Genomic DNA, 24,975 nt, shown 5'->3' with positions numbered 1-24,975 from the left:
TCACGGCTGTTCGGCGCCCGGCTCGGGGACGCCCAGTTCGGCCATCAGGGCGGTCAGTTCGTCGAGGTCGAAAGCCGCAGCCTGGAGTGCGACGACGTTCACTGCGAGTTCGCCGAGGGTCGGTGCCTCGAAGAAGGCCCGCAGCGGGACGTCGACCGCGAACTCGGCCCGGACCCTCGTGATGAACCGGGTCGCGAGCAGGGAGTGGCCGCCGAGTTCGAAGAAGTCGTCGTCCATCCCGACCGGACCGGTGCCGAGGAGTTCGGCGCACAGCTCGGCCAGCCGCTCCTCCACCGGCGTCTGCGGGGCCCGGCCGGGCCCGGTGGCGTCGACCCCGGCCCCGGGGTGCGGGAGCGCCGCCTTGTCGATCTTCCCGTTGGCGGTCAGCGGGAGGGCGTCCAGCACCACGACGGCCGACGGCACCATGTAGCCGGGAAGCCGGTCCCGGAGGAACGCCCGCAGCTCGGCCGCGCCCACGGGTCCGGTCGACGACGTACGGGCCACCGTCACGTACCCGGCCAGTCGCCGGTCGGCGGGCCGGTCGCCGTACAGCACCGCCACCGCCGCGGTGACCGCGGGGTGGGCGGTCATCGCCGCTTCCACCTCGCCGAGTTCGATCCGGAACCCGCGCAGTTTCACCTGGTTGTCGGCGCGGCCGATGAAGCCGATCGTGCCGTCCGGCCGCAGCCGGGCCATGTCGCCGGTGCGGTACATCCGCGCACCCGGCACGGCGCTGAACGGGTCGGGCGTGAAGCGGTCCGCCGTCCGGGCCGGGTCGTGCAGGTAGCCGCGGGCCAGTCCCAGACCGCCGATGCACAGTTCGCCGGGCACCCCGGGCGGCACCGGCCGCAGGTCGCGGTCGAGCAGGTAGATCCGGGTGTTGTCCACGGGCCGGCCGATGGGCAGCCCGGCGGACGGCACGTCGTCGTCGTCCGCGGCCGGGCCCTCGACCAGGTGGACGGTAGAGGTGCAGGTGACCTCCGTCAGCCCGTAGACGTGCAGCAGCGGCACCCCGAAGCCGCGCCAGGTGGCGAGGCGGTCGGGCAGGACGCGCTCCCCGCCCATCGCGATCAGCCGCAGGCACTGCGGCGGACGGCGGCCGGAGACCTCCAACTCCTCGACCCAGGCGTGCCAGTAGGCGGTGGTGAGCTCCAGGCAGGTGACCCGCCGGGCCTCCACGTGCTCGGCCAGGTCGGCGCCGCGGGCGAGCAGGGGCTCGCCCGGCATCACCACGGTCGCCCCGGCGGCGAGCGCGGGGAAGACCTCCTCCAGCAGCACGTCGAAGCCGATGGAGGCCAGCTGCAGGAACCGGTCGTCGGCGGTGAGCCGCATCGCGTCGACCATGGTGCGGGTGTAGTTGGCGAGGGCTCCGTGGGTCACCGCCACGCCCTTCGGCACGCCCGTCGTACCGGAGGTGTAGAACACGCAGGCCAGGTCCTCGCCGTCGACGTCGACGGCGGGCTCCTGTGCCCGGTCGGCCCGGGCGTCGGTGACCTCGATCGGGCGGATCATCCCCGGATCGGGCACCGCGTCCGCGAGGGCGGGCGCAGAGCCGGCATCGGCCAGGACGAGCCGGGCTCGCGAGTGCTCCAGGATGCGCCGCATCCGCTGCGCCGGGTACGCCGGGTCCAACGGCAGGAAGGCGGCGCCGGCCTTGAGGACGGCGAGGATCGCCACCACCAGGTCGGCCGTGGGCGCCGACACCAGCGCCACCACCGAGCCGCGGCCGACGCCCGCTGCAGCCAGGCTCCGGGCGAGCGCCCCGGCGCGCTCGTCGAGCTGCGCCCGGCTGAGGACGGTGCTCCCGCCGTCGACGGCCTCCGACTGCGGCGAGCGGTGGGCCAGTTCGGCGATCAGCCGGTGCACGGGGAGCTCCGGGACGGACCGGTCCGTGTCGTTGAGCTCCACCAGGACCCGGCGCCTCTCCTGCGCGTCGAGCAGGCCGACGCCCGACAGGCGGATCTCCGGGTCCGCGCTGACCTGGTCCAGGACGTGGCGGTAGCACCGGGCGAAGCCGGCGACCGTCGACGCGTCGAACAGGTCGGCGTCGTACTCGAAGGTGACGGCCAGCTCGTCCCCCTGCTCCACCACGGTGCAGACCAGGTCGGTGAGCGAGGTCGAGGTACCGGCCGCCAGCGGGGCGATCCGGACCGCGCCCATGGCCAGCTCGGGCATCGGGGCGTTCTGCAGCGCGAACATCGCCTGGAACACCGGGGTTCGGGTGGTGTGCCGGTCGGCGGCCACCAGGTCCGCCACCCGCTCGAAGGGCACGTCCTGGTGGGCGAACGCGGCCAGCGCGTCCGCCCCTGCCGCGGCCAGGACGTCGCGGAAGCGCGGGTCCGCGGCGAGGTCGGCGCGCAGCACCACGGTGTTGACGAAGCAGCCGACCAGCCCCTCCAGTTCGGACCGGGAACGGCCGGCCACCGGGGTGCCGACGGCAACGTCCGTCCGGCCGGTCAGCTTCCCCAGCAGGACCTGGAAGGCGGCCGACGCCGCCGTGAACAGCGTGGTGCGGCCCGACGCCGCCAGTGCGCGGACGCGGGCGGCCAGTTCGGCGCCGATCACGAGATCGACCTGGCCCCCGCGGAAGGAGGTGCCGGCCGTCCGCGGCCGGTCGGTGGGCAGGTCGAGCTCGGTGACCCCGGACAGCCGGTCCTGCCAGTACCGCAGTTGCTCGTCCAGGGCTCCGGAGTCCGCCAGCTCGTGCTGCCAGAGCGCGTAGTCGGCGTACTGGAGGGGCGGTTCGGGCAGCGTGCCGGGGCGGCCCGCTGCGGGGTAGAGCTCGGCCAGCTCCCGCAGCAGGACACCGGTCGACCAGCCGTCCACGGCGATGTGGTGCAGCACCGCCAGCAGGGCGTGGTCCTGCTCCCCGAGCCTGACCAGCTCCCACCGCACGGGCGGCTCGGCGGCCAGGTCGAACGGCCGGGTCGCGGCGGCCGCGACCCGGTCCCGCAGGGCCTGCTCGCGCTCCGCGTCCGATCCGGCGGAGGTCAGGTCGATCGGCGTCAGGGCCACGCCGGCGGCCGGCAGGACCTGCTGCACGGGCTGGTCGCCGTCCAGGCGGTAGACCGTGCGCAGGATCTCGTGGCGTGCCACCAGGGCGCCGAGCGCCGCGCGCAGCGCGTCGGCGTCCAGCGGACCGGCCAGCCGGACCGGCAGGGGGACATGGTAGACGGCGCTGCCCGGTTCGAGCTGGTCGGCGAACCACATCCGCTGCTGGGCGAAGGACAGCGGCGCCCGCTCGCCCCGCTCGACGCGGCGCGGCGCGGGCCACGCCGGGCCGGCCTGGGCACCCGTCAGCAGCTCCTGGACGGCGCTCTCCTGGGCGGCCAGCGTCCGCGCCTCGAAGAGCATCCGCAACGGGACGTCGACGCCGACGGCGTCCCTGATCCGCGCCGCGAGCCGGCTGGCGGACAGCGAGTGCCCGCCCAGTTCGAAGAAGTCGTCGTCCATCCCGACGGCGGCCACGTCGAGGACCTGCGTCCACGCCCCGGCGAGCCGGACCGCCAGCTCGGTGGTCGGCGGGTCGGCCGGCGCCGGCCGGTCCGCACCGACCGGCTCCGGCGCCGGCAGCGCGGCGCGGTCCACCTTGTCGTTGGGCGACAACGGCAGTTCGTCGAGCCGCACCAACACGCCGGGGACCATGTACTCGGGCAGCGCCGCCGCCACGTGGCCGCGCAGCTGCGCCGCGTCGAACAGCGCGCCGGGCGCCGGAACCACGTAGCCCACCAGCCGCTTGTCGCCCGGCCGGTCCTCGCGGACCACGACCACCGCCTGGGCGACCGCCGGGTGTCCGGCCAGCACGGCCTCGATCCCGGCCGGCTCGATCCGGAAGCCCCGGATCTTCACCTGCGCGTCCGCCCGCCCGACGAAGGCGAGCGCACCGTCCTCCAGCCACCGCACCAGGTCACCGGTGCGGTACATCCGCGAGCCGGGCGGACCGTACGGGTCCGGCAGGAAGCGCTCGGCGGTGGGTCCGGGCCGGTCCAGGTAGCCCCGGGCCGTCCCGACCCCGGCGACGTACAGTTCGCCGACGACGCCGACCGGCACCGGCTGCAGAGCGGCGTCCAGCACGTGGACCCGGGTGTTGTCGAGCGGTCGGCCGATCGGCAGGGCACCGTGCCGGGCCTCGTCGCCCTCGACCGCGTGCGTGGTGGCGAGCATGGTGACCTCGGTCGGGCCGTAGCCGACGACGACCCGGGCATCGGGGCAGACCTCCCGGACCCGGGCGACGGCGACCGGGGAGACGACGTCACCGCCGGTCAGGATCTCCCGTACACCGCGGAAGCAGGCCGGGTTCTCCTCGGCGATCAGCGCGAACAGACCGGCCGTCACGAACACGCCCGTCACGGCGTGCTCGGCGAGCAGGCGGTCCATCTCCCGGGCGCCGAGCACGCCGTCGGGGGCGACCACGACCTGTCCGCCGCCCAGCAACGGCACCCAGAGCTCCGCCGTGGAGGCGTCGAAGGAGTACGGCGCGTGCAGCAGCACGCGCTCGTACCCGCCGCCGGTGAAACGACGGTCGGTGGCCAGCGCGACGACACCCCGGTGGGTGGCCGCCACGCCCTTGGGCCGACCGGTCGAGCCGGAGGTGTACATCACGTACGCGAGGGCGTCCGGGTCGTGGGCGAGACCGAGGTCCGACGGGTCGAGGGCGAGCAGGTCGTGCTCGCCGTCCGCGAACAGCGCCGGAACGGTGTTGTCCCGGACCAGCTCCGCGGCCTCCTCGGCCGACCCGCGGTCGGTCACCAGCACCCTGGCCGCGGTCTCCTGCAGGATCAGCCTGCGGTGGGCGGCCGGGTAACGGGAGTCGAGCGGCACGTAGAACCCGCCCGCCTTGACGACGGCCAGGATCGCCACCACCAGGTCGACGGAGCGGCGCATCAGCAGCGCGACGCCCGTCTCCGGCCCGACCCCGAGGCCGACCAGCCGCCGCGCCAGGCGGTTGGCGCGCGAGTTCAACTCGCCGTAGGACACCTCGCCGCCGTCGTGGACCAGCGCGACCGCGTCCGGGGCCCCCGCGACCCGCTGCTCGAACAGGCCGGGCAGGGTGGTCACGGCGGGCAGCTCGACTGCGGTGTCGTTCCAGTCCTCCAGCAGCCGGCGCCGCTCGCCCTCGGGCAGCGGTGAGAGCCGCGCCAGCGGGGCGTCGGGGTTCGCCACCGCCGCCGCCAGCAGGGTCTGCCAGTGCGTCACCACCCGCTGCGCGACGGTGGCGTCGCACAGGTCGCGGTCGTACTCCAGGCGACCGGAGAAACCGTCCCCGTCCTCCCAGAGTTCGAGGTTGAGGTCCATGTGCGCCCACTCGTACGGCAGGGCGACCGGCTCCACCTCCAGGCCGTCGAGCTCCAGCGCGGGCAGCGGGGCGTTCTGCACCACCAGGCCGGCCTGGAGCGGCGGGTTGCCCTGGCGCTCCGGGGACGCCACCGCGGCCCAGACCCGCTCGAACGGCAGGTCCTGGTGCTCGAACGCCTCCAGCGTCACCTGGCGGACCTGTCCGAGCAGCCGGCGGTAGGTCGGGTCGCCGGCCAGCGAGGTGCGCATGAGCAGCGTGTTGATCAGGCAGCCGACCAGGTCCTCGGTGCCCGCCGGTCGGGTGGCGCGGCTGGTGTTGACGACGATGTCGTCGGAACCGGTGTAGCGGCCCAGCAGTGCCTGGAAGGCGGCGAGGAACGCCATGTACGGCGTCACGCCCTCCTGCCGGCAGAGCTCCCGCACGGCCCGCGACAGCGCCGCCGGCAGATCGAAGGACACCTCGGCCCCGCGGTACGAGCGTGCGGCCGGGCGGGTGCGCTCGAAGGGCAGTTGCAGCTCGCCCGGCAGCGCCTCCAGCTGCTTGCGCCAGTACGCGGTCAGCCGCTCCCCGTCGGGGCCCGCACAGCGCTCCTGCTCCCAGGCCACGTAGTCCGCGACGCCGACCGACGGCGCGGCGGGCTGCGCACCGGTGGCCCCGGGCCCGCCGGTGCGCGCCAGGTACCCGTCGGTGAGGTCCCGCATCAGCACGCCGAGCGACCAGCGGTCCGCGACGACGTGGTGGACGGCGAGCACCAGCAGGTGCTCTTCCGAGCCCAGCCGCAGCAGTTCGGCCCGCAGCAGCGGCCCACGGCCGAGGTCGAACGGCTGGTCGATCACCTGCCGGGCGTGCCGGACCCAGCGCTCCTCCCCCGGGCCGACGTCGACGAGCGGCAGCTCGACGGCGCGCCGGGGCAGCACGAGCTGGACCGGCTCGCCGCCGCGCGACGGGAAGACGGTCCGCAGGGCCTCGTGGCGGTCGACCAGCGCCTGCAGGCTCGCGCGCATGGCGTCGACCTGGAGCCTGCCGCGCAGCCGCAGGCCCACCGCGATGTTCGACACCGCGGACTCCGGCGAGATCCGCTGGAGGAGCCAGAAGCGTTCCTGGGCCGACGACAGCGGGATCATGCGGACCTGCGGCGCCCCGGCGCCGGTCGCCCCGGCCGGGGTCTGGGTCGGGGTCGTGCCCGAGGGCTCGGTCGGGCTGCTGCCAGCGATCATGGTTCGATCCCGTCCATCAGTGCAGTGAGTTCTTCCGCGGTGAGGTCGTCGAAGCCGCCGACGACCTGGTCGAGCGGTACCGCCGTGTGCTCCCGGCGGGTCACCGCGGCACCGGCCGCGGGAACGGCCGGCCCACCGCCGTCGGCGGCCGCCCGGCGCGCGGCCGCCGCGAGCCCCGCCGCGGTCCTGGCCTCGAACAGCGCCCGGAGCGGCAGGTCCGTGCCGAGCGACGCGTTGACCTGGCCCATGACCTGAACGGCCAGCAGCGAGTGGCCGCCCAGGACGAAGAAGTCGTCGGTCATGCTGACCCGGGGCACGCCGAGGACCGTCGACCAGACGTCGGCCACGGCCTTCTCGGCCGGGTCCGCCGGCGGGACGTAGCCGACCCCGGCGGAGAGCCGCACTCCGTGCGGCGCGGGCAGGGCGCGGTGGTCCAGCTTCCCGTTCGACGTCAGCGGCAGCCGGTCCAGCAGGACGAACGCGTCGGGCACGAGGTACTCGGGCAGCCGTGCGCTCAGGTCCGAGCGCAGCTCGGGGACCAGACGGCGCAGTCGGCGGCCGGTGCCCGGGTCGTTGGCGAGTGCCCGCGGTTCGGAGTCGTCCTCGGTGGGTGCGGGGAACACCGGCGTCGGCCCGGGCCGGCCGTCGGCCGGCCGGGGCACGAACGCGACGTCGAAGGCACCGTCCGGGTGACCGGCGGCCCAGCTCAGCTCGACCGAGCAGGACAGCGCGTCCGCGAGCGCCAGGAGCTCTCCCGGGTCGACCGCCGACGGGGCGGCGACGTCCGGATCACGAGTGTCCCCCGGAGCCCGGTCCCCGAGGATCCGGGCCGCGGTCCGGACGGCGCCGTCCACCCGGGCGTTGCGGACGCCGGTGTAGCCGACCGCGGTCGGGGACGCGCCGCCCAGCAGCCCCGCCACCCGCCTGCCGATCGCGGCAGCGTCCGGCCGGTGCCGGTCCCAGCCTTCCCAGGACACGTCCGGTTCCGCCGCGGCGGAGGGGCCGACGGTCAGCACCACGTCGTAGCGGAACATGACCATCTCGTTGCGGTCGCGGCCCGGCTTGGGCCGCACCTCGACGCCGGCCACGGCGGGGACCGCGGCGCCCAGGGCCGTGAAGAAGGCCGGGTCGAGCAGCAGTTCCTCCTCCTGCGCCATGGCCTGCAGCGTCCGGTGCCGGAGCTCGGCCGGCGTGCCCTCCGCGTCGAGGAGCGCGGCCTGCACCGACGCGTGGAAGGCCTCCAGCAGACCCAGGTGGCGCACGTCCCCCACGAAGATCCGCCCGCCGGGGGCCACGACCCGGGCGGCCTCGCGGAGCACCCCGGCGAGGTAGTCGGCGTCCGGCAGGTACTGCGCGACCGAGTTGAGGACGACCAGGTCGAACTCGTCGTCCGCGAAGCCGTCCAGCTCGTGCGCGGCCCGGCGTGCCAGCGAGACGTGCGCCCAGTCGGCCGGCAGGTGTCCGGCGACGTGCTCCAGCGCCTCGTCCGAGATGTCCGTCCCGACGAACCGCTCGCAGTCCGGGGCGAGCCGGAACAGCAGCAGGCCGGTGCCGCAGCCGATCTCCAGCACGCGCTTCGACCGGGCGTCGCCGATCGCGGTGAGCGTGTCGTCGACCCAACGGCCCATCTCCTCCTGCGGGATGGGCTCGCCCGTGTAGCTGCTGTTCCAGCCGGCGGTCTCGAAGACCGGCGTGGCGGAGCGGTCCTGCGCCCCGGACGGCTCCGCCCGGCCGGCGTAGGCGGCGTCGAAGACCTCGCGCCACTGGGCCACCCGCTCCTCGACCGCGGCGGGTTCACCGTCCGTCCCGGTGACCGCGTCGCCGTCGGTCTCAGGTACGACGTACGCCACCAGGCGACGGTCACCGGGCGTGTCCTCACGGCCGATGACCGCGGCGTGCCGGACCGCCGGGTGCCTCCGCAGGGCCTCCTCGACCTCCGCCGGTTCCACCCGGAAGCCGCGGATCTTGACCTGGTGGTCGATCCGGCCGAGGTATTCGAGGCTGCCGTCGGGCAGGTACCGTGCCAGGTCGCCGCTGCGGTACAGGCGGTCGCCCGGCTCGGTGGCGAACGGGTTCGGCACGAACCGCTCGGCGGTCAGGCCCGGCCGGCCGAGGTAGCCCCGTGCGAGCCCCGGTCCGCCCACGTGGATCTCGCCCGGGACACCGACCGGGACGGGGTTCAGGCGGTCGTCGAGCAGGTGGACGGTGAGGTCCGGCATGGCCCGGCCGACCAGGTTGCGGGAGCCGTCCAGGTCCTCGGGAACGACCTCGTGGCAGGTCACGTGGACGGTGGTCTCGGTGATGCCGTACATGTTGGTCAGCCGGGTCCGGTCCGCCCCGTTCCGCTCGAACCAGGGCCTGAGCAGCTGCTGCTGGAGCGCCTCGCCCGCCAGCACGACGTGCCGCACGCTCAGGCGGCCCGCGCCGTCGTAGCGGCTGTCGGCGTGCACGAGGTTCTGGAACGCGGACGGAGTCTGGTTCAGCACGGTGACGCCCTCGGCCCGGAGCAGGGCGTGCAGTTCGTCCGGCGCCCGGTTCACGGCGTGCGGGACGACCACCAGCGCGGCACCGTGCAGCAGCGCGCCCCAGATCTCCCACACGGAGACGTCGAAGGCCGTGGAGTGGCAGAGCGCCCAGACGTCCCGCTCGGTGAAGCCGTACCAGTCGGCGGTGGCGGCGAACAGGCGCAGCACGCTCCGGTGCGTGACCAGGGTGCCCTTCGGCGTTCCGGTCGAGCCCGAGGTGTAGATGACGTAGGCGAGGTTGTCCGCCGAGGCGGCGGCGGCCGGCAGGGGCGGATCCCGGTGCTCGTCGCACCACGTGCCGTCCAGGTCGAGCACCTCGGCGTCGGCGTCGGCCAGGGCGGCGGCCTGCTCCCGGCCGGCGAGCACCAGCCGGCAGCCGCTGTCCGCCAGGACGAAGTCGCGCCGGGTGTCGGGGTACCGGGGATCGATCGGCACGTACGCGGATCCGGCGGCGAGGACGGCGAGGATCCCCGCGATCAGGTCGACCGACGGTTCCGCGTACAGGGCGACGGGTACCTCTGGGCCCGCGCCCTTGGCCCGCAGGCCGCGGGCGAGCCGCACGGCCCGGTCGTGCAGTTCGGCGTAGCTGACGCCACGCCCCTCGAAGCGCAGCGCGACCGCGTCCGGGGACCGCCGCGCCCGGGCCGCGAACGCCTCGAACAGGCTCGCGGCCTGCGGCTCCACCACCCGGCGCGTGGCCCAGTCGCCCAGGATCGCGGAACGCTCCTCAGCGGTGAGCAGCGGCAGGGCGTCGACCGGAGCGTCCGGGTCGGCGACGGCGCCGCCGAGCAGCTCCTCGAAGTGCCGGAGCATCCGCAGCACGGTCGGCTCGTCGAACAGCTCCGTGCTGAAGTCGGCCATGCCGCGCAGCCCGTGGTCCGTCTCCCACATCTGCAGGTGCAGGTCGAACTTCGCGGTGCCGCTGTCGACCGGCTCGATCTCCATCGCCAGGTCCGGGAGTTCGGCCTGGCCGCGCGCGGTGTTCTGGAGCACCAGCATGACGTTGAACAGGGGGGTGTGGCCGGAGGCGGCCCGCTCGGGCGCGATCTCCTCGACGATGCGCTCGAACGGGACGGTCTGGTGCTCGAACGCGGCGAGGGTGGTTGCGCGCACCCTGCGCAGGAGCGTGCGGAAACTCGGGCGTCCGCTCAGATCGGTGCGGATCGGCAGGGTGTTGACGAAGAACCCGACCAGGTTCTCCAGGTCCGGGTGGCTCCGGTTGGCGACCGGGGAGCCGACCACGATGTCGGTCTGACCGCTGTACCGGTGAAGCAGGGCGTTGAAGCCCGCCATGAGGACCATGAACAGCGAGGCGTCCTCGGCCCGGCCGAGTTCCTTGAGCCGCTCCAGCAGGTCGGCGGGGAGCTCCCAGGTGCGCATGGCGCCGCGGAAGGTGCGCCGGTGCGCGTGCGGACGGTCGGTCGGCAGGCTGACGTACGGCGACGCCCCGTCGAGCTCGGCGCGCCAGTGGGCGAGTTCGGCCTCGAACCGCTCCCCCTGCATTCCGGCCCGCTGCCACAGCGCGAAGTCCCGGTAGCGGACGGGTGGTTCCGGGAGGTCGAGGGGCAGGCCGCGGACCAGCCGGTGGTAGGCCCGGGCCAGTTCGGGCAGCAGGACGTCGAACGACCAGCCGTCGGCCACGATGTGGTGGACGACGAAGACCAGGACGTGCTCCTCGGCGGCGAGCCGCAGCAGCCGCATGTGCAGCAGCGGCGCCTCGGCGAGGTCGAAGGAGGTGTGCGCGCCCGCCCGGGCGATCCGGGCGACCTCCCGATCGCGCTCGTCGGCCGGCACCTGCGAGAGGTCCGTCAGCGGCAGCGCGACGTCCACCCGGTCGGCGACGGTCTGCCGCGGCAGGCCGTCCTCACCGACGGTGAAGGCGGTGCGCAGCGCGTCGTGCCGGGCGACCATCTCGCCCAGGGCCGCCTGCAGCGCCCCGGTGTCCAGGACGCCGCGCAGCCGGACCACCGCCGGGATGTTGTACAGCGCGCCGCCCTCGATCTGCTGGAGGAACCAGAGCCGCTGCTGGGCGAAGGACAGCTGGACGGGGCCCTCGTCCGGGTGCCTCGGAATGGGCGTCGGCCCCTGCGCCGCCACTCCCCGCTCCTTGAGGAGTTCGGCCAGCAGCCGGACCTTGTCCGCCGAGAAAGCCTGCTTCACGCTCGGTTCGCCTCCCGCGCGGCCAGTTCGGCGCGCACCTCGTCCTCGTCCATCAACAGCAGTCGCATCGCGGTCTCGGCGATCAGATCGACGTCGGTCCCGGTCTCCCGCGCCTGCCGCCGGATCTCCGCGGCCAGGTCGGCGACGGTCACCGCCTCGAACAGGGTGCGGAGTTCGACCGCGACCTGGAGCACCTCGCGGATCTGCGCGATCATGCGCGCCGCGAGGATGGAGTTGCCTCCCGACTCGAAGAAGTTCTGGTCCCGGCCCACGTCGTCGAGGCCGAGCAGGGCCTGCCACAGCGCCGCCAGCGTGGTCTCGACGGGGCCGACCGGCGGTGCGGAGGCGGGCCGGACGCCGGCGCCACCTCCGCCCTCGCCCTCGCCCGACAGGTGCGCCCCGAGCACGGCAGCGGGCCTGGTCAGCCGGGACAGCGGCAGCGTGGGGTCGGCCACCACCGAGGCCAGCAGGGCGAGCCAGTCCTCCAGCAGGCCGGAGACCGTTGCTGCGTCGAGAACGTCCGAACTGAACTCGACCGTACCGACGAAGCGGCCGTCCTCCTCCCACAGGTGGAAGCTCAGCGGGAGCTGGGCGGCCCGGCGGGCGACGTCCACCCGGCTGACCGTCAGACCCGGCAGCGCCGGGACCTTCAGCGAGGCGTTCTGCACGAGCGCGACCTCGGTGAGCGGAGCACGGTACGGGTCCCGCCCCGGCAGCGCCCGGGCCACCGCCTCGTCGAGCCGGACCGCCTGGTGGTCCATCGCCCCCAGCATCACCGTCCGCACCCGGCGGAGCAGTTCGGCGACGGACGGGTCGTCGGCCAGCGAGGTGCGCAGCAGCAGTTCGTTCACCAGGCACCCGACCACCGCCTCGGTGCCGGCCGGCCGGTCGGCGACCGCGGTGCTGATCGCCACGTCCTCGGTGTTCCCGTACCCGCCGACCAGCACCTGGAGCGAGGCCAGCAGGACGACGAACGGCGTGACGCCGTACCGGCCGGCGGTGCCGGTCACACCCTGGCTCAGCTCGGGCGACAGTCGCACCGGGACCGATCCGCCGGTCAGCGAGGGGACCGTCGGCCGGGGCCGGTCCAGCGGCAGCGCAGGCGCGGGTGGCAGGCCGTGCAGGCGGTCCTGCCAGTAGCCGAGCGAGCGTTCGCCCGCCTCGCCGTCCAGGGCCTCGTGGGAGGCGATCGTGTAGTCGGCGAGCTGCAGGTCCGCTCCGGCCTCCAGGGCCTCCCGTCCTGCGGCGTCCGCGGCGTAGAACCCGGCCAGCTCGTGCAGGAGCACGCCGGCCGACCAGCTGTCGAAGACCAGGTGGTGGGCGGTCACTGCGAGCACGCGCTCCTGCGGCCCCAGCCGCAGCAGCGCGAACCGGATCAGCGGGCCGTTCCGGAGGTCGAAGGGGCGGGCGGCGTCCTCGCTGAGCCGGTCGGCGAGGGCCGCCTCGTCGGCGCCGGTGAGGTCGTGCACCGGCACGTCCACGGTGGCCCACGGCGCGACCAGCTGCACGACCTCGCCGTCCACCTCGTCGAAGGCGGTGCGCAGCGCCTCGTGCCGCCGGACGGCGGCCCGGAGACCGGCGATCAGCGCCGCCTCGTCGGCCGGGCCGACGAGGCGGACCGCGAACGGCAGGTGGAAGGCGGAGGTGTTCGGGGTGATTCGCTCGGCGAACCACATCTGCCGCTGGGTGTGCGTGGCAGGGAAGACGTAGTGATCGGCAGCCATGGTCACCGCTCGGCTCGGAGGGCAGGGACGTTCACGCTCGGCGCCAGGTCGGCGCACAGCTCCAGGACCTGATCGGTCACGTGGGGGGACTCCAGGTCGCCGTGGGCCACCCGCAGGTGGGGTTCCACGACGACGGACGCGCACGCGCGCCCGAGTGCTGCCCGGCCGCCGCCACTGACGTGCAGCAGCGTGACGGCGTCGGACGGGACGAGACCGTCGGCCACCGCCCGGCGGAGCGCGGCGAGCGCCACACCAGCGGGAAGTTCGACGTCGATCCCCTCGACCGAGCGGAACAGCTCGCAGGCCTCCCGGGCCTCCTCGTTGTCCGCCACGAGCACGTCGCCCCCGGTGGCGGTCAGCACGTCGTGGAGTCCGCCGCGGATCGAGTACGCCGGTCGGCGGTTGGTCAGTTCGCCCGCCGCGGTCGCCCGGACGGCCCGCACCGCGTCCATCGGGTCCCGTTCGCGCACCACGGCGGACCGGGCCTGCCAGGCCTCGTGCACCGGCGCGAACGGGAGGTTCTGGCAGGCGAGCATCCGCGGCAGCCGCTCGCCGGTGGCGGCGGCGATGCGGGCCGCGCCCTCGTGCGCGGCGAGGACGCCGGCGCCGCTGCCGATCGCCTGTACGTAGCAGTCGGGCAGGGCGCCGATGGTGTCGGCCGCCAGCAGCATCGCGGTCGCGAGCCCGTCCCGGCGGGCGACGTTGCGGGTTCCGCCCTCGGCCACGAAGCCGGGCAGCCGGGAGATCCGGTCGGCCAGGGCGATCGCGTCGGCGTAGTCCGCCGGATCGTCGAGGACCACGACGCGCACGCACGGGTCGAGTTCGCCGGCGAACCGCAGGCTGGGCAGTGCGGCCTGCGGCACGATGATCAGGCACGGCCGGCGGTGCCGGGAGCATGCGCGCGCGACCGCCGCGGCGGTGTTGCCGGCCGAGGCGAGCACCAGGGTCGGGGCCCGCTCGGGCAGCCGCCCGAGCAGGGTGAACGCCTCCAGGTCCTTGAAGGTGCCCGTGGGCAGGTCCGCCCCCCGCTCCGGCCAGTAGCCGCTGAAGGCGACCCACAGGTCGTCCAGGCCCAGCGCACGGCCGAGGCCGGTGCTGCGGTAGACGGCCGGCCGGCCGGCGCCGGGCACCGAACGGGCCACCGGCAGCCACTGGCGGTACCGGTAGATCCCGTCGTCGGGCTGGACGGTCATCGTCTTGGCGGTGTAGTCGGTGCGCAGCAGCGCCGGTGCGTGGGGCTCGGAGCAGTCGAGCCTCAGCCCGTCGTCGGGGTGGCGCGCTCCGCACAGGGTGCAGACCAGGTCGTAGTGGGTACCGCTCATGCCTCGTCCTCGTTCTTCTGCCGGGTGCCGGGGATCGGCGCTGCGCCGCTGCGGCCGCGGTCGGCCCGGTACTGGGAGCGGTCGGCCCGCCGGACGACCGGGGCCGCCACGGACGGCCGGGCGGCGGAACCGCGGTCGCGGTCGACGAGTTCGGCGATCCCGGCGACGGTGGGTGCGGTGAAGAGCCGGCTCAGCGGCAGCTCCGTCCCGAAGTCCTCCCGGATCCTCGCGACCAGCCGGGACATCAGCAGCGAGTGCGCGCCGAGGGCGAACAGGTCCTCGTCTCGGCCGACGCCCGGGATCTCCAGCATCCCGGCCACCAGTTCGGCCAGCGCACGTTCGGTGGCGGACGCCGGGGGTTCGGCGTCCCGGTCGGCCACCCGGTCGGTCGCCTCGCCGTACGGTTCGGGGAGCGCGCTCCGGTCGATCTTGCCGCGCGCCGTCATCGGCATCCGGTCGACGACCTGGATGACGGACGGGACCATGTAGGACGGCAGCCGCTCGCCCAGGGCCCGCCGGAGCTGCTCCGTCGTGCGGGGCACCGGCTCCCCGTCCGGTTCCACGTAGGCGACCAGGCGGGCCAGCAGTCCGGTGCCGAACACCTTGACGGCGGCGCGGCCGACGCCGTCGAGGTCGCGGAGCACCGCCTCGATCTCGCCGGGCTCGATCCGGTATCCGCGGAGCTTGACCTGGTTGTCGGCCCGGCCGGCGAACTCCAGGGTGCCGTCGGGCCGGTGGCGGCCGAGGTCGCCACTGCGGTAGAGCCTCCGTCCGGGCACCGGGGAGAACGGGTCGGGCACGAAGCGCTCGGCGGTCAGGCCGGGCCGGCCGAAGTACCCGCGGGTGACGCCGTCGCCGCCGATGTGGATCTCGCCGATCGCCCCGGGGGCGACCGGCCGGCCGTCCTGGTCGAGCAGGTAGACGGTCTGGTTCGCCATCGGCCGGCCCAGCGGCAGGATCGTCCGGGGTGTCCCGGCTCCCGGGTCCACCGGGCCGCCGGTCGAGTAGACGGTGGTCTCGGTGGGCCCGTACATGTTCCAGAGGCTGCCGCCGGTGTCCAGCAGCCTTCGGGCCACGGCAGCCCGCAGTGCGTCACCGCCGGTGATCATGGTGAGCCCCGGTGCCCGCTCCCAGCCGGCGTCGAGCAGCAGCTGCCAGGTCGCCGGGGTCCCCTGGAGGTGCGTCACACCGTCGTCCTCCAGTGCCTCCCGCAGCGCCCGGCCGTCGACGGCGAGCTCCCGGCCGGCGACCAGCACGGTCGCTCCGCTGGTGAGCGGTGCCAGCAGTTCGAAGACGGCCAGGTCGAACGAGAGCGTCGCGACGGCGAGCCACCGGTCGCCGGGCTTGAGGGCGAAGAACTCCCGTGCGCCCGCCAGGAAGTTGACCACGTTGCGGTGCGTGAGCACGGCGCCCTTGGGTCGACCGGTGGAGCCCGAGGTGTAGATCAGGTAGGCGGCGCGGTCGGCGTCCGTCCCCGGGTCGGGGAGTTCGGCACTCTCGGGGCCGTCGGTGTCGGCGCCCGGGTCGGGCCGGTCCACGTCCACGGCGCGGAGGTCGGTGGGCAGGTACGGGCGGTGCGCCCGGTCGGTGACCGCGACCGTGACACCGGCGTCCGCGAGCATGAGCTCGATGCGCCGAGCGGGCAGGCCGTCGCCGAGCGGGAGCACCACGCCACCCGCCTTGAGCACGCCCAGGACGGCCGCGGCCATCCCGGGCGAACGGGACACGTGGACGGCGACGACCGTCTCCGCCTCCACGCCCAGGGCCACCAGCCGGTGGGCGACCCGGGTCGACCGCCGGTCGAGCTCCGCGTAGTCGAGCTCGCCGCCGCCGTCCTGGGAGCGGACGGCGCAGGCGTCCGGTGTGCGGCGCGCCTGGGCCTCGAACAGCCGGTGCGCGAACCCGTTGCGGTCGTAGGCCAGTTCGGTGGCGTTCCACCGGTCGAGCACGGTGGTCCACTCGTCGGCCACGAGCGGCGACAGCTCGGCGACCGGCCGGTCCGCCGCGTCGGCCACCGCGCCCAGCAGGGTGGTCAGCTGGCGGCCCAGCCGGGCTGCGCCCGCCGGAGTGAACAGCTCTTCTCCGTAACGCAGTTCACCCGTCAGCTCATCGCCGTACTCGACCAGGTGGAGGTGCAGGTCGAACTGCGCGGCGCGGGTGGGCAGCGGCAGGGGCCGGAGCGTCATCGGCCCGACGGCCAGGGCGGCGTCGGCCCGCCCGGCGAAGAAGGCCGCCAGTCCGGTGCCCGACTCCCCGGGAGGCTGGTGGAAGGTGAACATCGCCTGGGCCAGAGGCGAGCGGGTCGCGTCCCGGTCGGGCTGGAGCAGTTCGACCAGCCGGGTGAAGGGGAAGTCCGCGTGCCGGAAGGCGGAGTCACTGCTCTCCCGGACCCGGGCGACCAGGCCCGGGAAGTCCTCGGCCGGCTCGATCCGGGTGCGCAGGGCGACGGTGTTCACGAAACAGCCGATGCTGCGGGCCAGATCGGCGCGCTGCCTGCCGTGCACCGGGCTGGCGACGACGACGTCGCGCTGCCCGCTCTGCCGCCAGAGCACCAGCTGGAACGCGGCCAGGACGACCTGGTAGAGGGTGGCCTGCCGCTCGGCCGCGATCGCCTTGAGTCGCGCGGTGACCTCGGGGCCGACGGTGACCGGTACGCCGGCCCCGCACAGGCTCCGCGCCGCCGGGCGCGTCAGGTCGGTCGGCAGTTCGAGTTCCTTGGGGGCGTCCGCGAGCCGCCCCTGCCAGAACGTCCAGTCCCGCTGACCGTCGGGGCCGTCGATCAGGTCGGACTGCCGCCGGGCGAACTCCGGGTACGGCAGGGCCGGCGGCAGGGCGATTTGTGCGGCCTCGCCGTCACCGGCCAGTTCGGCGGTGTACAGCACGTCCAGCTCCGAGGTCAGGACCGAGAGCGACCACATGTCCGCCACCAGGTGGTGGACCGACAGGACGAGTCGGTGGTCGTCCGGACCGCAGCTGAACAGCGTCAGCCGGAGCAGCGGCTCGCCGGCGGTGTCGAAGGTCTCGACAGCCGCCGCCTCGACGCGCGCCTGCAGGACGTCGTCCGCCCAGCCGGTGGCGTCCTCGCAGGTCAGCACCGGGCTCAGGCACCCGTGCACGCGCTGCACCGGCGTGCCGTCCACCACCGGGAAGGTGGTGCGAAGCGCCGCGTGCCGGTCCGCCAGGCGGTCCAGGGCCCGCCGCAGTGCGGCCGGGTCGACCGGCCCGTGGACCCGGGCTGCGGCGGAGATGAGGTAGGCCGGGCTTCCGGGTGCCAGCTGTTCGCTGAGCCAGATCCCCCGCTGATTGTAGGAGAGCGGGAAGTCCCCGCTCTGCGCCGCGCGGTCCGCGGCGGGCCGGTTCGACGCCGCGTCCGCCGGTGCGGTCGCGGCGGCGAGTTCGGTCAGCTCGGCGATGCTGCGGGAGAACAGGTCGACGCTCTGCAGCGTCATCCCCAGCGCCTTCTCCAGACGGTGGGACAGCTCGACCGCGGACAGCGAGTCGAGCCCGAGCTGGATCAGCGGCACGTCGACGGGCAGGTCGTGCCGGCCCGTGACGAGCGCCAGCTGGGCGCGGACCGGATCGGTCGCCGGGTCGACCGGCGCCGCGTCCGCCGACTGCACCCCGGAGAGCGGCAGGACCCCGAGGTCGTGGGCGAGCAGAGCCAGTTCACCCGAGCGGTACCCGTCCCGGCAGGCGAAGCGCTGCACCTTGCCGCTGGAGGTCCGAGGCAGCAGGCCGGCCCGGATGAGGGCGACCGCATGCACCGCCAGCTCGTGCTCGCGCACGACGGCGGCCCGGATCTCCCCGGCCAGCGCGGCCAGTTCCGCGGCCGGGTGGTGGCGCGGCACCTCGTGGACGACCACCAGGCGCTGCCCGCCGTCCTGGTCGACGGCGAAGGCGGCACCGCCGAGCCCGTCGAGGGCCGGGTGCGCGGACTGCGCCGTGCGCTCGATGTCCTGCGGATAGTGGTTGGCTCCGCGGACGATGATGACGTCCTTGGCCCGTCCGGTGACGAAGAGCTGGTCACCCCTCAGGTATCCGAGGTCGCCGGTCCGCAGGAAGCGCGTCGTCGGCTCGCCGGAGAGGGCAGCGTCGAAGGTCCGGGCACTCTCCTCGGGCCGGCCCCAGTAGCCCTGCGCCACGCTCGGCCCGGTCAGCCAGATCTCGCCGACCTCGCCGTCGGCCTTCGGCGTGCCGGTCGCCGGATCGACGATCTCCAGGCGCTGCCCGGCGCACACCCGCCCCGCGCCGACCACGGCCTGCGCGTTCGGGCCGTCCGCCGGTTCGGGACGTCCGCGGGCGAGTGACGCCGGGTCGACCTGCTCGACGACCGGGGATTCGTCGTGCGAGGTGGAGGCGACCATGAGCGATGCCTCGGCGAGGCCGTAGCACGGCGTCCACGCCTCGGCACGGAAGCCGTACGGCGCGAAGGCCCGGGTGAATCGCCGCATGGTGTCGGCGTTCACCGGCTCGGCACCGGTGAACGCGACCTTCCAGCTGCTCAGATCGAGTGACGCCAGGTCGGTCGCCTCCGCGGCGCGGTTGGCGCAGAGATCGAATGCGGAGTTCGGTCCGCCGCTCACCGTCGACCGCGTCCGGGATATCTCGCGGATCCACTCCAATGGATCGCGCGCGAACGCCGAAGGGGCCATCAGCGTGCAGGTCGCGCCACTGAAGATCGTCTGCAGGGCACCGCCGATGAGTCCCATGTCGTGGTAAAGCGGAAGCCATGACACCGCCCGGGTCTCGCCCGAGGTCCCGAACGCCCGGCGGATGAGACGGGAGTTGTGCAGCAGGTTCCCGTTGGTCACGACCACGCCGCGGGGCTCGGCCGTCGACCCGGAGGTGTACTGCAGGAACGCGGTCGTCCCGGGCCCCACCGACGGGCGCTCCCAGCCCGCGGCGTCGGCCGTCGGGAACTCGTCGGCCGGGACCAGGGGCAGGCCCGCCAGCTCTCCCGCACCGGCGGTCAGCGTGGCCAACCGCGCCAGGACCCGACGCGTCGTCAGGACGGCGACCGCCCCGCTGTCCCGGGCCATGCCGGCCAGGCGGTCGACGCCGCGCCGGGGGCCGGACGGCACACTGGCCGGCGCGGCGATCACCCGTGCGTAGAGGCACCCCAGGAAGGTCGTCAGGAAGTCGAGGCCCGGCGGCTGGACGAGCAGGACGGGCTTGTCCGTGTACCCCAGCCGTTGGAGGTTGGCGGCGATCGCGCGGGCCCGCCGGTCGAGCTCTGCGTAGGTGAGGCGGTCCGCTTGCTCGCCGCCGTACTCGAACGCCGGCTTGTCGGGACATCGCGCCGCCGCCCCGGCGACGACATCGATCCAGTTCTCGGTCACTGCTGCGACGACACCTTCGCACGTTGGGGAAACACACGCGGGCCGGCCCGGCCGCGCCGGTCAACCCCTGGACAAACTTCTCCGGGAAATGCCCCCTAGACGGCGCCGTCCACCTTCGACCGAAGGCTCAGCGGCCGCATGTCCGTCCACACCCGGTCAATGTGCGCGAGGCATTCGTCTTTGGTTCCGGAAACGCCTTCGTCGTGCCAGCCAAGCGGATTCGACTGGTCCGCCAAGATGATGGAGTACTGCTCCTCGTCGTTGATCACGACACGGTAACGACGGGAATCGTCAGAATTGCTCAAAGTCCGCTCCGAATGAGAGGGATTTCAGAATCAGAAGGAGATCGACCGGCTCAGGGCCTCGATCGCGCGGGGCTCGGAGAGAATTCCGACCCCGGTACCGCCGAGCTGTCGCGGAACACCCCAGGAGGAACCCGGCGCACCCGCGATCAGGTCGTCGCTGGCGAATACGTGAATGTCCACGCCGGCCGGCACGGCCACCGGCTCGGTTGCGGACAGGGAATATCCGATCCACGCGGCGTAGCGCGTCAGGAGCTGCGCGCGGGTGTCCTCGGGCAGGTCCCCGAGGGCGGCGTCGAGCACCGCGCCCACGAAGGACAGCAGGCTCGGGACGGCGGTCTCACGGTTCGCCGGCAGCGGGCACAGCTCGGCGTCGCCCGTCGGGTCCAGAGCTGCGGCAATCTCTACCGCAACCTCTCTGACCTGGGACAACGTAAAGGTGATCGGGTCGAACAGGCCAATCGCCGACACCTCGCGACCCGCCGCACGAAGAGCGGAGGCCAGGGCCAACGCCAGGTTCGCGCCGGAGCAGTAGCCGAGCACCACGAACGGGCCGTCCTCGGCCGCGAGCCGGTCGGTCCAGTACTCGGCCTGCGCCCGGCAACCCGGCCCGGCCGCGACGCCGGGAGCCCGCAGTGGATCCAGCACGACCTCGCCACCGTGCGGAAGCCCGGCCACCAGGTCGCCGAAGGAGCGCACCGGGGTTTCACCGGAAAATTCGATGCGGACCACCGTCGGCAAAGGGCACGACGCACCGCTGAAGTCTTGCACAACTATCCCCCGTCTCGCGGGGTTGATCTTGCACGGCACTGGAGTACACGTCAAGCACTGCCGGGAAACCGGTCCGCATTCTCATGATCATCCATCTATGGTCCGTTTCGCCCCGCTTTGGCCGCGCCGCATTCTGCAATGCCGGAAAATACGATCGGATAGGGCCGGTCTCCTCGCCCGGCTTATGCTCCTTGTTCCGCACCGTCGAATTGCATACGGTGATCGCCTGCCTGCCGGTGCGGGTCAAGTGCCGATGGTTACCAACGATTACTAAGGGGCGCCCCGGAGTGGCCATATCCAAGGATCCCGTCGACCTCATCCGAGCACGCGCAGCCGCCGATCCGGCACGCGTGGCCGTCGAGATGGACGGCGTCGCCTGGACGTACGACCGATTGCTCGACCGGGCACGGCGGTTCAGCGCCCTGCTCGACACGACGGGAGTCGGCGACGGCGACGTGGTGCTCGTCCGGATGGCCCGCTCGCCCGAGGCGGTCGCCGTGATGCTAGGCACCCTGATGTCCGGCGCCGCCTACCTCCCGGTCGAGCCCGGGGTGCCGCACGAGCGCCTCCGGACCATCGTCGAACAGGCCCGCCCCCGCCTCGCCGTGGGAACGGAGCCGAGCGAGCTGCCGCGGTCCGCACCGGTGTGGGTGCCGCCGAGCGAGGCGTTCACCGCGCCGCCCGCCGACCCGCCGGCCGCGGCACCGTCCGGCCCGGGCTCCGCTTACCTGATCTTCACCTCCGGAAGTACCGGAACCCCCAAGGGAGTCGTGGTCAGTCGGGCCGCCCTGAGCTGGCACGCGGAGACCACGGCCCGTGCGTACGACCTCCGGCCGGACGACCGGGTGCTCCACGCCACGTCCCTGGGCTTCGACGTGGCGGCGGAGGAGATCTGGCCCACCCTCGCGGCCGGAGCGACCCTGGTGGTCCTCCCGACCGAGCTCGGTGCGATCGGCTTCGAGGAGTTCACGGAGCGGCTCGCCGGCTCTGACGTGACCGTCTGCAACCTGCCCGCGTCCTACTTCGCCGGCTGGGCACCGAGCCGGTCGGACCTCCCGGCCCGCCTTCCCCGCCTGCGACTCGTCGTCGTCGGCAGCGAGCAGCTCCCCGCGGCACCCGCACGCCAGTGGCTCGCCGACCCGCGCAGCTCCCGGCTGGTCAACGCCTACGGCCTGTCGGAGGCCACCGTCACCTCGATCACCTGCGAGCTCACGCCCGGGATCCTGTCGAGCGGTCAGGTACCGCTGGGCACCCCGCTGGACGGCATGCGGGCCGAGGTCGTGGACCCGGACATGCGCCCGGTCCGGGCGGGTGAGCCCGGCGAACTGCTGCTCAGCGGCCCGGGACTGGCGGAGGGCTACCTCGGGGACCGGGAGCTGACCGACGCCCGGTTCATCACGCGGCCGGACGGTCAGGACGCCGAGCGGTGGCTGCGCACCGGCGACATCGTCCGGGAGACCGACGGCCTGCTGGTCTTCCACGGCCGGTCCGACGACCAGCTGAACATCGCGGGCCGCCGCATCGAACCGGGTGAGGTCGTCCACGCACTGCTCTCCGCAACCGGCGCCCGGGACGCGCGGGTCGTCGAACTCGAAGGTCAGCTCGTGGCCTGTCTGGTCGGCCTCGCGGAGATCGACGAGGCCGGACTCCGCACCCGGCTGGCGGCCTCGCTCCCCGCGCACATGATCCCCGGGCGGTTCCTGCACTTCGACGCGCTCCCCACGGCGGCAGGCGGGAAGGTCGACCTCGCCGCGCTGCGCGCCGTGGTCGCCGAGTCGGACCGGCCGGAGCCGGCCGAACCGTCGGCGCCCGACGCGACCCCGGCGGAACTCGCCGAGCTCTGGGCGCAGGTCCTGGTGACCGACGAGCCGATCGGCGAGGACGCCAACTTCCTCGCCCTGGGAGGGACTTCGCTGCTCGCGGCCCGGCTGCTCCTGGCCGTCCGCCGGCGCTGGGGCCTGGCACTCGCCCTGGACGACGTCTTCGCGGCGCCCCGACTCGCCGACATGTGCGCCGCACTGCGACGGGCCGCTCCGGTCACGCCGACCGCCGCCACCGCAGCGGCGACGCGGCGCCCGACGGCGCCGGTCCGCGGGATCCGGGCGACCACATCCGACGAACTCGGCCTCGCCTACGTGGAGTTGTACGTCGACGACCTCGCCGCCGACAGCCGGGAATGGGTCGACCAGTACGGGTTCCAGGAGACCGGGCGCCGGGGATCCGCCGCCGAGGGCTTCCTGAGCTCGGCTCTCCGGCAGGGTGACATCCTCCTGGTGCTCACCCAGGGCACCTCGCCCGAGCACCCCGCCTCCCGGTACGTCCGCGCCCACGGGCGCGGCATCGCCGACATCGCGCTCCGCACGCCCGACGTGCGCGCGTTCTTCGACGGGGCGGTACGCCGCGGCGCCCGTCCGGTCACCGGGCCGGCGACCGGCGACGGCGGCGCGGTGACGGCCACCATCGGCGCGTTCGGCGACCTCGTGCACACGCTGGTGCAGGCCGACGGCTCCGGCGGCTCCGACCTGCCGCCGGGCTTCGCTCCGGTGGCCGCCGCCGAGGGCACCTCGGCCGGGCCGGCCGGCCGGGCGGGCCTGGAGCGGGTCGACCACTTCGCGGTCTGCGTCCCGGCCGGGGAACTGGACGCCACGATCGCGTTCTACCGGCAGGTCCTCGGATTCCGCGAGACGTTCCGGGAACGCATCGTCGTCGGTTCCCAGGCCATGCTCTCCAAGGTCGTCCAGAGCACGTCCGGCGCCGTCACGTTCACCGTGATCGAACCCGACACCGGCGCCGACCCCGGCCAGATCGACGGATTCCTCACCGCGCACGCGGGCGCCGGAGTCCAGCACGTGGCCTTCGCCACGGGTGACATCGTCGAGTCCGTCGCCACCCTGCGCGGCCGCGGCGTCGCCTTCCTCACGACCCCCGGGGCGTACTACGACCTGCTGGCCCGGCGCATCGATCCCAAGCGGCACAGCCCTGCCGAGCTTCGCGAGCACCACGTCCTCCTCGACGAGGACCACGCCGGTCAGCTGTTCCAGATCTTCACCCGGTCGTCCCACCCGCGCCGGACGCTGTTCTTCGAGGTCATCGAGCGGATCGGCGCGGAGACCTTCGGGAGCGCCAACATCAAGGCGCTGTACGAGGCGGTCGAGGTCGAGCGGTCGCGCACCGACGGACCGGCCCGATGAGCCTTCCGGAGCAGCCCGTCTGCCTCGACGACGTGGAACGCCTGGCGGCCGCGGTGCTGCCCGCCGCCGTCCGGGACTTCATCGCCGGCGGCAGCGGGAACGAACTCACCATGGACGCCAACCGGGCCGCGCTGGACGGCGTCCACCTCGTGCCCCGTGTCCTGCGCGACGTCTCGGACTGCACGGCCGAGACGACGCTGCTCGGCCGGCCCGCGGCCCTGCCGGTGGCCGTGGCTCCGATGGCCTACCACCGGCTGGTCCATCCGGAGGGCGAGCTCGCCACCGCACGGGCCGCCCGACGGGCCGGCATCCCCGTCACGGTGGGAACCCTGAGCAGCCTCCCGCTGGCACGGATCGCGGCCGAGGGCGCCCGGACCTGGTTCCAGCTCTACTGGCTGCGCGACCGGCAGAAGGTGTCCGACCTGGTCAAGGAGGCCGAGGAGGTCGGCTGCGAAGCCGTGATGCTCACCGTCGACGTGCCCTGGATGGGCAACCGGCTGCGGGACGTGCGCAACGGCTTCGTGCTCCCCGAGGGTGTGGTCGCCGCCAACCTCTCCGGCGGTGCGTCCGCGACCGCGCGCACCACCCGCGCCGCCGGCTCCGCCGTGGCGGCCCACACCCGTGAGGCGCTGGACTCCGCGCTGAGCTGGCGGGACGTCGAGGAGATCCGGTCCCGCACCGACCTGCCGCTCGTCCTCAAGGGGATCCTCGACCCTCGGGACGCCCGGCGGGCCGCCGACTGCGGCGTCGACGCCCTGGTGGTCTCCAACCACGGCGGCCGCCAGTTGGACGGCGCCGTTCCCGCGATCGCCGTGTTGCCCGGGATCCGGGACGCGGTCGGCGGGCACTGCGAGGTCCTCTTCGACAGCGGTGTCCGCAGCGGCACGGACGTCCTCAAGGCCCTGGCCCTGGGAGCCTCGGGCGTCCTGCTGGGGCGGCCGGTGCTGTGGGGGCTGGCCGTCGGCGGCGAGAGCGGGGCGACCACCGTCCTGCGGCTGCTCGCCGAAGAGCTCCACACCGCCCTCGGCCTCGCCGGTTGCCGTCGCGTGACCGACGCGCAGGACCTCAGGGCCTTCGGCTCCGCGGCGTTCACCGCCCTGTCCCCCCAGCCCGCAATCCCGTAACCCG

The 24,975-nt window shown here is 74.1% G+C and carries 9 protein-coding genes; 2 read left to right on the top strand and 7 right to left on the bottom strand.

Going from position 1 to position 24,975, the window contains the following annotated elements:
* The 7 genes from ACZ7KX_RS02150 to ACZ7KX_RS02120 form a co-directional block, all read right to left on the bottom strand.
* Entirely contained in the window at window positions 1-6,513 is a 6,513-nt protein-coding gene (locus tag ACZ7KX_RS02150; RefSeq protein WP_470324824.1) for an amino acid adenylation domain-containing protein, read from the bottom strand.
* Window positions 6,510-11,198 (bottom strand): non-ribosomal peptide synthetase, encoded by a 4,689-nt coding sequence (locus ACZ7KX_RS02145; RefSeq protein ID WP_470324823.1) that lies wholly within the window; start codon window positions 11,196-11,198, stop codon window positions 6,510-6,512. The genes ACZ7KX_RS02150 and ACZ7KX_RS02145 overlap by 4 nt, the downstream gene beginning before the upstream one ends.
* On the bottom strand, window positions 11,195-12,922 hold the full coding sequence (locus ACZ7KX_RS02140; protein WP_470324822.1) for a condensation domain-containing protein: 1,728 nt from the start codon (window positions 12,920-12,922) through the stop codon (window positions 11,195-11,197). Before ACZ7KX_RS02140 ends, ACZ7KX_RS02145 begins: the two co-directional genes overlap by 4 nt.
* Before the next feature lie 2 nt (window positions 12,923-12,924).
* Window positions 12,925-14,244 carry a cysteate synthase gene (locus tag ACZ7KX_RS02135; protein WP_470324821.1) on the bottom strand — a complete coding sequence of 440 codons (1,320 nt, stop codon included), beginning with the start codon at window positions 14,242-14,244 and terminating at the stop codon, window positions 12,925-12,927.
* Complete coding sequence (locus tag ACZ7KX_RS02130; RefSeq protein ID WP_470324820.1) at window positions 14,241-19,583, bottom strand: amino acid adenylation domain-containing protein; 5,343 nt, start codon at window positions 19,581-19,583, stop codon at window positions 14,241-14,243. The genes ACZ7KX_RS02135 and ACZ7KX_RS02130 overlap by 4 nt, the downstream gene beginning before the upstream one ends.
* A gap of 95 nt (window positions 19,584-19,678) precedes the next feature.
* Window positions 19,679-19,888, bottom strand: a complete 210-nt coding sequence (locus ACZ7KX_RS02125) for an MbtH family protein (protein WP_470324819.1) — start codon at window positions 19,886-19,888, stop codon at window positions 19,679-19,681.
* Window positions 19,889-19,918: 30 nt separating this feature from the next.
* Window positions 19,919-20,656, bottom strand: a complete 738-nt coding sequence (locus tag ACZ7KX_RS02120) for a thioesterase domain-containing protein (RefSeq protein ID WP_470324818.1) — start codon at window positions 20,654-20,656, stop codon at window positions 19,919-19,921.
* An 83-nt stretch (window positions 20,657-20,739) separates the two neighbouring features.
* On the opposite strand from ACZ7KX_RS02120, the gene hppD reads away from it, so the two are divergent.
* Together hppD and ACZ7KX_RS02110 are read left to right on the top strand one after the other, a co-directional pair.
* A complete protein-coding gene (gene hppD / locus ACZ7KX_RS02115) occupies window positions 20,740-23,847 on the top strand; it encodes a 4-hydroxyphenylpyruvate dioxygenase (protein ID WP_470324817.1) in 3,108 nt (1,035 codons plus the stop codon).
* Entirely contained in the window at window positions 23,844-24,971 is a 1,128-nt protein-coding gene (locus ACZ7KX_RS02110) for an alpha-hydroxy acid oxidase (RefSeq protein WP_470324816.1), read from the top strand. The genes hppD and ACZ7KX_RS02110 overlap by 4 nt, the downstream gene beginning before the upstream one ends.
* The last annotated feature ends 4 nt before the right edge of the window (window positions 24,972-24,975 follow it).

It is taken from the genome of Kitasatospora sp. NPDC038210 (assembly GCF_055600605.1).
Note: the sequence above shows the minus strand (reverse complement) of the source record. Positions and strands in the feature narration are given on the sequence as shown.